9 protein-coding genes are annotated in these 11,372 nt (G+C 59.1%); 7 read left to right on the forward strand and 2 right to left on the reverse strand.

From position 1 onward, the window contains the following. The first annotated feature begins 114 nt into the window (after positions 1 to 114). The 6 genes from ACIPZE_RS10465 (at position 115) to ACIPZE_RS10490 (ending at position 5,984) form a co-directional block, all read left to right on the forward strand. Entirely contained in the window at positions 115 to 861 is a 747-nt protein-coding gene (locus ACIPZE_RS10465) for an amino acid ABC transporter permease (RefSeq protein ID WP_129395332.1), read from the forward strand. Further along, positions 861 to 1,532, forward strand: a complete 672-nt coding sequence (locus tag ACIPZE_RS10470) for an amino acid ABC transporter permease (RefSeq protein WP_400772739.1) — start codon at positions 861 to 863, stop codon at positions 1,530 to 1,532. The genes ACIPZE_RS10465 and ACIPZE_RS10470 overlap by 1 nt, the downstream gene beginning before the upstream one ends. Beyond that, positions 1,529 to 2,263, forward strand: a complete 735-nt coding sequence (locus tag ACIPZE_RS10475) for an amino acid ABC transporter ATP-binding protein (RefSeq protein ID WP_283439322.1) — start codon at positions 1,529 to 1,531, stop codon at positions 2,261 to 2,263. The genes ACIPZE_RS10470 and ACIPZE_RS10475 overlap by 4 nt, the downstream gene beginning before the upstream one ends. Positions 2,264 to 2,407: 144 nt before the next feature. After that, positions 2,408 to 4,309 carry an ATP-binding protein gene (locus ACIPZE_RS10480; RefSeq protein WP_283439323.1) on the forward strand — a complete coding sequence of 634 codons (1,902 nt, stop codon included), beginning with the start codon at positions 2,408 to 2,410 and terminating at the stop codon, positions 4,307 to 4,309. Continuing rightward, positions 4,306 to 5,634, forward strand: coding sequence for a sigma-54 dependent transcriptional regulator (locus ACIPZE_RS10485; protein ID WP_283439324.1), 1,329 nt, complete (start codon positions 4,306 to 4,308; stop codon positions 5,632 to 5,634). Before ACIPZE_RS10480 ends, ACIPZE_RS10485 begins: the two co-directional genes overlap by 4 nt. Positions 5,635 to 5,654: 20 nt before the next feature. Further along, positions 5,655 to 5,984 (forward strand): GlpM family protein, encoded by a 330-nt coding sequence (locus ACIPZE_RS10490; RefSeq protein ID WP_283439488.1) that lies wholly within the window; start codon positions 5,655 to 5,657, stop codon positions 5,982 to 5,984. Between the two features lie 187 nt (positions 5,985 to 6,171). Here the strand turns inward: ACIPZE_RS10490 and ACIPZE_RS10495 are convergent, their stop codons facing one another. Beyond that, complete coding sequence (locus tag ACIPZE_RS10495) at positions 6,172 to 6,837, reverse strand: DsbA family oxidoreductase (protein WP_400772742.1); 666 nt, start codon at positions 6,835 to 6,837, stop codon at positions 6,172 to 6,174. Between the two features lie 197 nt (positions 6,838 to 7,034). Then, positions 7,035 to 8,069, reverse strand: coding sequence for an alpha/beta fold hydrolase (locus tag ACIPZE_RS10500; RefSeq protein ID WP_400772744.1), 1,035 nt, complete (start codon positions 8,067 to 8,069; stop codon positions 7,035 to 7,037). Between the two features lie 269 nt (positions 8,070 to 8,338). On the opposite strand from ACIPZE_RS10500, the gene ACIPZE_RS10505 reads away from it, so the two are divergent. After that, the gene (locus ACIPZE_RS10505) at positions 8,339 to 11,260 is read left to right on the forward strand and encodes a hypothetical protein (protein ID WP_400772745.1); all 2,922 of its coding nucleotides are present in this window, start codon (positions 8,339 to 8,341) and stop codon (positions 11,258 to 11,260) included. Positions 11,261 to 11,372 lie beyond the last annotated feature (112 nt).

Genomic DNA, 11,372 nt, shown 5'->3' on the forward strand with positions numbered 1-11,372 from the left:
CTCGACCTGGCGGTTTCCGAGCCGATCGCGTGTGCCTGGCGTTCAACGTCGGGCGGGAAAGGATCTTCCCCAAACAGGTACTTGTACATCGATCGATCTCGAGGGGAGACCCTAATGAATTACAACTGGGACTGGGGCGTGTTCTTCAAGTCCACCGGCGTTGGCAGCGAGACTTATCTCGACTGGTACATCGCCGGTCTGGGCTGGACCATTGCCATCGCTGTCGTGGCATGGATTGTCGCCTTGTTGCTTGGCTCCGTTCTGGGGGTCATGCGCACCGTGCCGAACCGCATCGTATCGGGCATCGCGACCTGCTACGTCGAACTGTTTCGTAACGTGCCGCTGCTGGTTCAGCTGTTCATCTGGTACTTCCTGGTACCCGACCTGCTGCCGCAAAACCTGCAGGATTGGTACAAGCAAGACCTCAACCCGACCACCTCGGCGTATCTGAGCGTTGTCGTTTGCCTGGGTCTGTTCACCGCCGCCCGCGTCTGCGAGCAAGTGCGTACCGGCATCCAGGCGCTGCCACGCGGCCAGGAATCGGCCGCTCGTGCCATGGGCTTCAAGCTGCCGCAGATCTACTGGAACGTGCTGCTGCCCCAGGCCTACCGCATCATCATTCCGCCGCTCACCTCGGAATTCCTCAACGTCTTCAAGAACTCCTCCGTGGCGTCCTTGATCGGCCTGATGGAACTGCTGGCGCAAACCAAACAGACTGCCGAATTCTCGGCCAACCTGTTTGAAGCCTTCACCCTGGCCACGCTGATCTACTTCACCCTGAACATGAGCCTGATGTTGCTGATGCGCATGGTCGAGAAGAAAGTCGCGGTGCCCGGCCTGATCTCCGTGGGGGGTAAATAATGGACTTCGATTTCAGCGGCATCATCCCCGCTATCCCGGGCCTGTGGAACGGCATGGTCATGACCTTGCAGTTGATGGTCATGGGCGTGGTCGGCGGCATCGTGTTGGGGACGATCCTGGCACTGATGCGCCTGTCGTCCAGCAAACTGCTGTCACGTGTGGCTGGCGCTTATGTGAACTACTTCCGCTCGATCCCGCTGCTGCTGGTGATCACCTGGTTCTACCTGGCGGTCCCGTTCGTGCTGCGCTGGATCACCGGCGAAGACACGCCGATTGGTGCGTTCACTTCCTGCGTCGTGGCTTTCATGATGTTCGAAGCTGCGTACTTCTGTGAAATCGTCCGGGCCGGCGTGCAGTCGATCCCCAAAGGCCAGATGGCCGCCGCGCAGGCGATGGGCATGACCTACGGCCAGACCATGCGCCTGATCATCCTGCCCCAGGCGTTCCGCAAGATGACCCCGTTGCTGCTGCAACAGTCGATCATCCTGTTCCAGGACACCTCGCTGGTCTACACCGTGGGCCTGGTGGACTTCCTCAACTCCGCCCGCTCCAACGGCGACCTCAGTGGCCGCTCCACCGAGTTCCTGATTTTCGCCGGTGTCGTCTACTTCATCATCAGCTTTTCCGCCTCGCTGCTGGTCAAGCGTCTGCAAAAAAGGTTCGCCGTATGATCTCTATCAAGAACATCAACAAGTGGTATGGGGACTTCCAGGTGCTGACTGATTGCAGCACCGAGGTCAAAAAAGGCGAAGTGATCGTGGTCTGCGGCCCGTCCGGTTCGGGTAAATCGACCCTGATCAAATGCGTCAATGCGCTGGAGCCGTTCCAGAAAGGCGACATCGTCGTCGACGGTACTTCAATTGCCGACCCAAAGACCAATCTGCCAAAACTGCGTTCGCGCGTGGGCATGGTGTTCCAGCATTTCGAACTGTTCCCGCACCTGACCATCACCGAAAACCTGACCATTGCGCAGATCAAAGTGTTGGGCCGCAGCAAGGAAGAGGCGACCAAGAAAGGTCTGCAGTTGCTTGAGCGCGTCGGCTTGTCCGCACACGCCCACAAATATCCGGGGCAACTGTCCGGTGGTCAGCAACAGCGCGTGGCGATTGCCCGTGCGCTGGCGATGGACCCGATCGTCATGCTGTTCGACGAACCGACCTCGGCGCTCGACCCGGAAATGGTTAACGAAGTACTCGACGTGATGGTGCAACTGGCCCACGAAGGCATGACCATGATGTGCGTGACCCACGAAATGGGCTTCGCCCGTAAAGTGGCCGACCGGGTGATTTTCATGGACGCCGGCAAGATCATCGAAGACTGCCCGAAAGAGGAATTCTTCGGCGACATCAGCGCCCGCTCCGAACGCGCGCAGCACTTCCTCGAGAAAATCCTGCAGCACTAAAACCACCACCGCCGGCCCCTGTAGGAGCTGCCGCAGGCTGCGATCTTTTGACTTTGTTTTTAAAGATCAAAAGATCGCAGCCTACGGCAGCTCCTACAGGGGAATGGCAAGGTCTGTTGTGGTGGTTGACCCAAGGCATCTGTGATGAAATGCGACCCCAATCTCTATCGCGCCGCGCCGCCATCACTTGCCGTGAAGCCCCGTCTGATTCGTCATTTGTTCCTGCCGCCGCTGATCATCACCCTGATGATCGGACTGGGTTTCATCGGCTTCTGGACCAGTGAACATTTCGGCATCCGCAGCCTCGGCGAGAACGGCCAGCGTCAGTTGGAATTGCACGCCCGCGCCGTCGAAAGCGAGATCAGCAAATACACCTATCTGCCCAGCCTGCTGGAACTCGAAACCAGTGTCCCGCAGTTGCTGGCCGACCCGACCCCGGAACACCGGCAAACGGTCAACGCCTACCTTGAAGGCCTGAACCGGCGCAGCCGCAGTCGGGCCATCTACGTGATGGACACCACCGGCCGTGTCATGGCCACCAGCAACTGGCGCGATGTCGACAGTTATCTCGGTGAAGACCTGTCCTTCCGCGCCTACTTTCAGCGCGCCGTGCGTGGCGAACCTGGTCGTTTCTACGGGATCGGCAGCACCAATGGCGAGCCGGGTTACTACCTCGCCCACGGCCTCGAAGAACACGGCAAGATCATTGGCGTCGCCGTGGTCAAGGTGCGCCTGGAAGCCATGGAAGAACGCTGGCAGCGAGCGCGTCTCGAAGCGTTCGTCAGCGATGAAAACGGCATCATCATTCTCTCCAGCGATCCCGCCCGACGGCTCAAGTCAGTCATTCCGCTGAGCGAAGAGACCAAAGAGAAACTCGCCCGCAGCCTGCAGTATTACTGGTTCCCGCTCAATGAACTGCAACCGCTGGCGCGCGAGACGTTGTCTGAGGGTGTGGAGAAACTCACCTTCCCCGCCAACAGCGAACTGCAGTCCGACGAAGACGACATCAGCTATCTGGCGCAAACCCGGCCACTGACCGACACACCGTGGAATTTCACCCTGCTCACGCCGTTGCAGGATCTGCGCCGCGAAGCGATCAACCAGGGCATTCTCGTCGCCGTCGCGTTTGCGCTGGTGGCGTTCCTGCTGATCGCCTGGAACGAGCGGCGCAAGGTCATCGCCACCCGCCTCGCCGCCCGCGAGGCCTTGCAGGAAGCCAACAATCAACTGGAGCGTCGGATTACCGAACGCACCACCGACCTGCGCGCGAGCAACGAGCGTCTGAAGAGTCAGATCCGCGAACGCCGTCAGGCCGAAGAGACCTTACGCCGCGCGCAGGATGAGCTGGTGCAGGCCGGCAAGCTTGCGGCGATCGGCCAGATGTCGACCAGCATCGCCCACGAATTGAACCAGCCACTGGCAGCGATGCGCACGCTGTCCGGCAATACCATTCGCTTTCTGGAGCGCGGCCAACTCGATGTCGCCAGTACCAATCTGAAGACCATCAACGACTTGATCGATCGTATGGGCCGCATCACCGCCAGCCTGCGCTCGTTCGCCCGGCGCGGCGACAATCAGGGCCAGGCCAGCCTCGGCAAAGCTGTCGACGCGGCGCTGCAAGTGCTCGGCGCTCGGGTCGAAAGCGCCGCGTTGCAGGTGCATCGGCAATTCATCGACGTCCAGGTGCAGATCGACCAGACCCGCCTCGAACAGATTCTGGTCAACCTGATCGGCAACGCCCTCGACGCCATGCAGGCGCAACCACAACCTGAACTGTGGCTGGAGGGCGAAGAATTCAACGGCAAGTATCGCCTGCGTGTACGCGACAACGGGCACGGCATCGATGCCGAAGCGCGCAAGCATCTGTTCGAACCGTTCTTTACAACCAAACTTGGCGAACAGGGCCTGGGTCTCGGCTTGACCCTTTCCGCCAGCTTCGCCGCCGCCACCGGCGGGCATCTGGGTGTCGAACACCCGGCCAGCGGTGGTACCACCTTTGCCCTCAGTTTACCGTTGGTAAGCCCTACACCTGCCGAGCCAATATGAACCCCGAACTTAGTGTGCTGATCGTCGAAGACGACCCCCATGTGCTGCTCGGCTGCCAGCAGGCGCTGACGCTGGAAGACATTCCCTGCGTCGGCGTCGGCAGTGCCGAAGAAGCGCTGGAACGGGTCGGCGACAACTTTGCCGGCATCGTCATCAGCGACATTCGCCTGCCAGGCATCGATGGCCTGGAACTGCTGACCCGCCTCAAGCAACGTGATCGCAGCCTGCCGGTGGTATTGATCACCGGCCACGGCGACATTTCCATGGCTGTCGGCGCGATGCAGAAAGGCGCCTACGACTTCATGGAGAAACCGTTCTCGCCGGAACGTCTGGTCGATGTCGCACGGCGAGCGCTGGAGCAACGCAGCCTTGCCCGCGAAGTGTCGTCGCTGCGCCGGCAACTGGCCGAACGCGATTCCCTTGAAGGCCGCATCATCGGTCGCTCACCGGCCATGCAGAACCTGCGCGAACTGATCGCCAACGTCGCCGACACTTCGGCCAACGTATTGATCGAAGGCGAGACCGGCACCGGCAAGGAACTGGTCGCGCGTTGCCTGCACGATTTCAGTCGTCGTCACAGCAAACAGTTCGTCGCGCTGAACTGCGGCGGTCTGCCGGAGAACCTCTTCGAAAGCGAGATTTTCGGCCACGAGGCCAACGCCTTCACCGGCGCGGGCAAACGGCGCATCGGCAAGATCGAACACGCCGACGGCGGCACGCTGTTCCTCGACGAAGTGGAAAGCATGCCGCTGCCGTTGCAGATCAAATTGCTGCGCGTGTTGCAGGAGCGCACTCTCGAACGCCTCGGTTCGAACCAGAGCGTGGCGGTGGATTGCCGGGTGATCGCGGCGACCAAATCCGACCTCGACGAATCGAGCAAGTCCGGCGAATTCCGTAGCGATCTGTACTATCGACTCAACGTGGTGACGCTGGAATTGCCGCCACTGCGCGAGCGCCGCGAAGACATCCTGCAGCTGTTCGAACACTTCACCCAACAGTCGGCCTTGCGTTTTGATCGCGCGCTGCCGGAGCTGGACAACCAGACCCTGTCAAATTTGATGAGCCACGACTGGCCGGGCAACGTGCGTGAACTGCGCAACGTCGCCGAGCGTTTTGCCCTCGGTTTGCCAGCGTTCAAGAAGTCCGGTGCCAGCAGTGGCGCACAGGGCCTGGCATTCGCCGAAGCGGTGGAAGCGTTCGAGCGCAACCTGCTCAACGACGCCTTGCAGCGCAGCGGCGGCAACCTGACCCAGGCGAGTCTCGAGCTGGGCATGGCCAAGACCACGCTGTTCGACAAAGTCAAAAAATACGGCCTGAGCCATTAAGCGAGAACCACGTGGACCTGATTTTCAAAGCCTTGTTGGGCGCAGCGGTGGTGGTGATCATCGCAGCGCTGTCGAAAACCAGAAACTATTACATCGCCGGGCTGATACCGCTGTTTCCGACGTTTGCGCTGATTGCGCATTACATCGTTGGCAAGGGGCGCTCGATTGAAGATCTGAAGACCACGATCGTGTTCGGCATGTGGTCGATCATTCCGTACTTTATCTATCTGGCGACGTTGTACGTGATGGTTGATCGATTGCGGCTTGAAGCGTCACTGGCCGTGGCGGCGGTGGCGTGGTTGATGGCCGCCACTGTTTTGGTGACCGTTTGGGTTCGGCTGCACAGCTGACCCTCACCCCAGCCCTCTCCCAGAGGGAGAGGGGGCCGACCGAGGTGTCGCTCAAGTTACATCGACCTGAAAAACCGAGTCGATTATGGCTTCAGCGAAGCACCCTCAGGTCGGTGTATCACTCCAGCATCCCCCGCTCAGTCCCCTCTCCCTCTGGGAGAGGGCTAGGGTGAGGGGCTTTTGCTCTTCAGTTGACGGTACCGCCCTTGGACTCGGCCATGATCTGCCGAATCGCCCCGACAAATGTCTCCACCGGCTGCCCGCCCGTCACCGCGTACTGACCGTTGAACACCACCGTCGGCACCGAACTCACTCCGCGTTGCAGCCACAGCTGCTCTTCTTCACGCACCTCATCGGCGAACTTGTCCGACGCCAGAATCGTCTCCGCACGCTGGCGATCCAGGCCGACACTCTCGGCGATCTGCACCAGTTGCCGGTGATCCGACGGATTGCCGCCATCGCTGAAATAGGCCTTGAACAACGCCTCTTTCAACGGCAACTGCGCACCTTCAAGCGCCGCCCAATGCAACAAGCGGTGCGCATCGAAAGTGTTGTAGATGCGGCTGTTGCCATCGGTGCGAAAGGCAAATCCAAGCTCGGCACCCCGCGCACGAATCGCCTCGCGATTCTTTTGCGACTGCTCCGGCGTCGAGCCGTATTTTTCCTGGATGTGTTCGGCGATGTTCTGCCCGTCAGTGCTCATTTTCGGATTCAACTCGAACGGCTGGAAACGGATCTCGGCCTGCACTTCGTTGCGCAGAATCTCCAGCGCTTCAAGCAAGCCATACAAGCCGACGACACACCACGGGCAAGAGACGTCGCTGACAAAATCGATCTTCAAAGCAGAACTCATCACACACCTCGCAGGGGAATTCGTGAGGGAAAGTTCGCACGATACACCCTGACGCCCCTGTAGGAGCTGCCGCAGGCTGCGATCTTTTGACTTTGTTTTTCAAGATCAAAAGATCGCAGCCTGCGGCAGCTCCTACACGGGGAATGCGTTCCAATGTGGGAGCGAGCCTGCTCGCGATAAGGCGCCGCAAACCCTGGTTACAGCAGATTCCCGCCCACCACCGGCTCAATCTGCGCCCAGTGCGAAGTGTCTTCACGATGCGCCTGCAAATACGGCAGCACCGCCGCCAGCAACGGCTCTTTGAACGCCTCTTGAAAACGATGCGCCAGACCCGGAATCAGCTTCAACTGACTGCCGCGAATATGCGCCGCCAGATGCACGCCATGCATCACCGGCAGCAATGGATCTGCCGTGCCATGCACCACCAGCGTCGGCACCCGCAACTGATTGAGCAGCGCCACCCGGCTCGGTTCGGCGAGGATCGCCATAATCTGCCGCTTCACGCCCTCAGGATTGAACGCGCGGTCGTAGGACGCCGCCGCCTGTTGCAGCAATGCTTGCCGATCGTCACTGACCGCCGGGCTACCCAGTGCTGCCAACAAATCAGCCTGCTGCTCCAGCGCGGCCTGCCGATTCGGTGCGCCGCGTCGCGACAGCAATTGCACCAGCGCCGCGCTCGGCGCCGGCAACCCTTCGGCGCCGGAAGTGGTCATGATCAGCGTCAGGCTCTCGACTCGCTGCGGCGCCATCGCCGCCATGTGCTGGGCGATCATCCCGCCCATGCTGGCACCCAGCACATGAAATTGCTCGACGTGCAGCGCATCCATCAAACCCAACGCATCGTCGGCCATGTCGGTCAGGCTGTAGGGCGCCGCCACTGGCAGACCAAGTTTGTAGCGCAGCACTTCAAACGTCAGGTTGGCCTCGGCCGGTGCCTGGCGCCAGGTCGACAGACCGACATCGCGGTTGTCGTAGCGGATCACCCGAAAGCCTTGCTGACACAGAGCCACCACGACTTCATCCGGCCAATGGATCAACTGCCCGCCCAGCCCCATCACCAACAGCAACGCAGGATCCGATGCACGGCCGATGCTTTGGTAGGCAATGCTGACTTGTTGCAGATCAACGTGCTCAGTAGGTACATCGACGTCACAACGCGCTGCCGCAAATACCGGCGCCGCGAACAACAGCGCGACCACCAAGGCCGCGATTGCTGAAAAACCTTTATGCATGGAAAACACCGAAACGCAGAACCCCAGTAGAGCGCGAGTCTGATGAAGTTCGTTCAAGCGCGCTGCCACAGTTGCGTGACAGTTTGATGAAGATCGCCGAGCGGTTGCGGCAGTCGACTGATACGGCAATACCGCTCGTCGAAAACGCTGTTGCACCTGTTAGTTCTGTCAGTAGGCAGTCAGCCTCCAGCGGTATTCAATCAGGCAAAGGAATGCACCATCCTGTTCAGGAGGACCGGTGCGCCAGAATCCACGATGGAGCAATTGTCATGACCGAACTGTCCAAAAATGCCAATGCCGCGACGCAGCTACTGGTTTTTTCCTCGGATCCGAACCCATTACGAGTGCTGGCGCAATATCCACCATTCATCGTCGGATACAAAAGTTTGCCGAGTAACGTTGCAGGCATTAATCGCAACATGGTGAACAGTGACCGCCGCGGCTTGTTGGGCTACATTTTTCCTTACATGAACATGGAGGCGACGGATAAAATCCGCCTGTTTCTGAAGGAAGACGCGCGACCGATACCACTGGGCGATATTTTCGCGGTGGGCGATTACGTCAATCAGCCAGTTCCCTTTCACCTTCCGGCCGAAATACTGCAGCGCGAATTTGCCCAGCCAGTACCGGTTCCGCAAGTCCGACAGCTGTACTACGAGGTTGAACGCTTGAGCGGAAACCAGGAGACCTCGCCGTCCCTGCCGCTGCTGTACAAACCTTTCGGCCCGGGCGAAGAGGATAACCGTCTCGACTTGCCCAACAATCAAGGGCTGGCCCTACCGATCCCATCCGAAACGGTCATCGATAAAAATGTGCTCGACAAGGGGATGTACGTCACGGTGCGGCAGTACCAATATCAGGCAGTCGGCGATCTGGTTTACCTGATGTTCGGCCCTCGTCAATTGAGCCAGACCGTCACCCGCATTGGCGACCTGCTGTTCGAATTGACGCCTGCCTTGCTGAGCAGCCTGCCCAACACGAACAAAGTGGTAATCGCCTACGAAATCGTCGACATCGTCGAAAATGACAGCGGTTGGTCATCGCCCGTTGTCCTCGACCTCAAGCCCACAGAAATGCTGCTGACCGCGCCTGTCATCGATGAAGCTTCCCCGGGCAACCCGGATGATCTCAGACACGATCAATTGAGCGGCGCGACAGCCACGGTACTGCTGAACGAACAGTTCGCTGACGGTGACCTTGTGACGCTCAAGATGGTGTTGAACACGGCCGCCGGGGACAGGCTCGAACGAATCACCGAGATCAATGTGAACAGAAATACCCGCTCTTTGAGCGTCGATCTGGAGAACGGCTTCGTCCGGAACGGTATACGCGGGAGTCTGACACTCAGCTATACCCGGCAAAGAGCAGCAACGCTCAGCTCTTCAAAATCCTATATCGCGACCATCAGCGGCATTAGCCTGCCCGCCGCCGCGCCGACCATCGATGAGCAGCAGGATGGAAAGCTGCCCGCCGATACCTCGCTGGCTCACATACGCATCCCCACCTATTGGCCGTTGGTCAATAACGCCACCGTGCAGTTGTACTGGCAGGTCGTAGGGAGCGACGGGGTTACCCATTTGTATATTTTCGCGCAAATCATCGTTGATGCCTCCCAGCCGGTGGTCTTTACCGTACCTGCCGAATATATCGGGCGATTTGAAAGCAGTGCGCTGACCACGCTCTACAAGATCGAAAATCCCGGCACCCCGGTGGTGCAGTCAGAGTCACTGTCGATCACCATTGGCGCCGCCGCCCAGCTACCGGCACCCGAGCTGTTACAAGCGTTACCCGGCAATCGCGTGCAACCACTGGACACGCGCGAAGCCGCTACCGTGCGCGTTCATGATCCGGCAATGAACTCGAGCAAGCGCTATACCCTTACCGTCACCGGTCGCCCCGGGTTTGGCAGTCCGGTGCTCAGCCCACAGCAAGGTAACAGCAGCGGCGAAATACTGTTCAATCTGCCGGCGACCGCCATTCCAGCGAACATCGCTACCGACGTCACATTTTCCTGCAGCGTAAGTGAAAGCGGCAAACCCGATCGGCGTTCCGGTCTGCGTCGCTACCGAGTACTCGACGTAGCCAATCCGCAAATCAACTATCCGCGTATGAATATCAAAGAAGCGACGGACGACAAAGTACTCAACCTCAACAGCTTCAGCGGCGACGCGCACTGGTCACTGCCAGCTTATCTGTTCATTGCTGTCGGCACGCAACTTCGCGTAGCACTGAGCGGCAATGAATCCAGCCATGTCATCTTACTGTTTGACGGTACGATTACCGCGGACCACGTTCGCAACGGGCTGGCAGGCACGATCAATCGGGAGCAGCTGAAACTGTTCACAGACGGAAGTCAGGTATTCGGACTTTCGATCGCCAACTTCAGCGACCGTGCAGGCGTTGACGCGTTCTTTCCCATGCTCGAATTGACGATCAAAACGCAAAGTCTTGTCCGTCCGGCGATTACCCAGTTGATCGACAACAATGGCGCCATCACCGGGCAGGTGGTCAATGGTGGCAGCTGCGACGATCCCACTCCACAGCTGATCGGCACAGGATCGCCGAACAGTAGCGTACTCATTTACCGAAACGACATCGAATTGCTCAGCGTTCCCGTCGGCCCTGACGGGATCTGGCGAATGAACATCGATGTCGGCTTCGGCACACATGCGCTGACGGCCAAAACGCCGGGTGGCGGTCAAACGTCCAATACCTGGACCGTTACCATCAAGGCGGATCTGGATGACAGGGCATTGGGCGCCGATCCACAGAACAAATGGATCGTCGGCAATGCGGCAATGCCCGACGGCTACTTCCAACAGAACATGTGGGGATTCATATTCCTCACGCACACCAGCAGCGCGGTCAACCATGCCGGTATTCTCTTGTACAAGGAACTGGCGGTGACCCCGGGAACGACCTACCGCTTTTGCGCCGAGCTCTTCAACTGGAGCGCAACCGGCCTTTACGACCCATCGATGGATCTGGCCATCATGGATAATACCTTGCGGCAGACCGGGCCTTTTACGCCATTGAGAGACAGCACGCCCTATCTGCTGCAGATGCAATTCACTGCGGTGACGAGCAAGGCTACCTTTTACATTCGCAGCCTGCGGAACTTGACCAATGGCAACGACATGGCCATACGCAACATCCGCGTACAACAATTGAGCAATGGAACGGGCAGATAAACGCCTCAGGGACGCGGTTTCGCTCAATGCGATAACTATGTACCGCACTCGTCCTCGCGCGCTGCTCTCTAATGGCTTGAAAACCGGCCAGGTCCGGTCTTTCAAGCCCTTG

Origin of the sequence: Pseudomonas sp. NPDC089741, from assembly GCF_044748825.1 — a bacterium.
In the GTDB taxonomy this organism is placed as follows: domain Bacteria; phylum Pseudomonadota; class Gammaproteobacteria; order Pseudomonadales; family Pseudomonadaceae; genus Aquipseudomonas; species Aquipseudomonas helmanticensis.

Coding starts and splice junctions, on each gene's coding strand:
- ACIPZE_RS10480 (WP_283439323.1), top strand. CDS start 2,408: ATGAAATGCGACCCCAATCTCTATCGCGCCGCGCCGCCATCACTTGCC.
- ACIPZE_RS10470 (WP_400772739.1), top strand. CDS start 861: ATGGACTTCGATTTCAGCGGCATCATCCCCGCTATCCCGGGCCTGTGG.
- ACIPZE_RS10500 (WP_400772744.1), bottom strand. CDS start 8,069: ATGCATAAAGGTTTTTCAGCAATCGCGGCCTTGGTGGTCGCGCTGTTG.
- ACIPZE_RS10495 (WP_400772742.1), bottom strand. CDS start 6,837: ATGAGTTCTGCTTTGAAGATCGATTTTGTCAGCGACGTCTCTTGCCCG.
- ACIPZE_RS10485 (WP_283439324.1), top strand. CDS start 4,306: ATGAACCCCGAACTTAGTGTGCTGATCGTCGAAGACGACCCCCATGTG.
- ACIPZE_RS10505 (WP_400772745.1), top strand. CDS start 8,339: ATGACCGAACTGTCCAAAAATGCCAATGCCGCGACGCAGCTACTGGTT.
- ACIPZE_RS10475 (WP_283439322.1), top strand. CDS start 1,529: ATGATCTCTATCAAGAACATCAACAAGTGGTATGGGGACTTCCAGGTG.
- ACIPZE_RS10465 (WP_129395332.1), top strand. CDS start 115: ATGAATTACAACTGGGACTGGGGCGTGTTCTTCAAGTCCACCGGCGTT.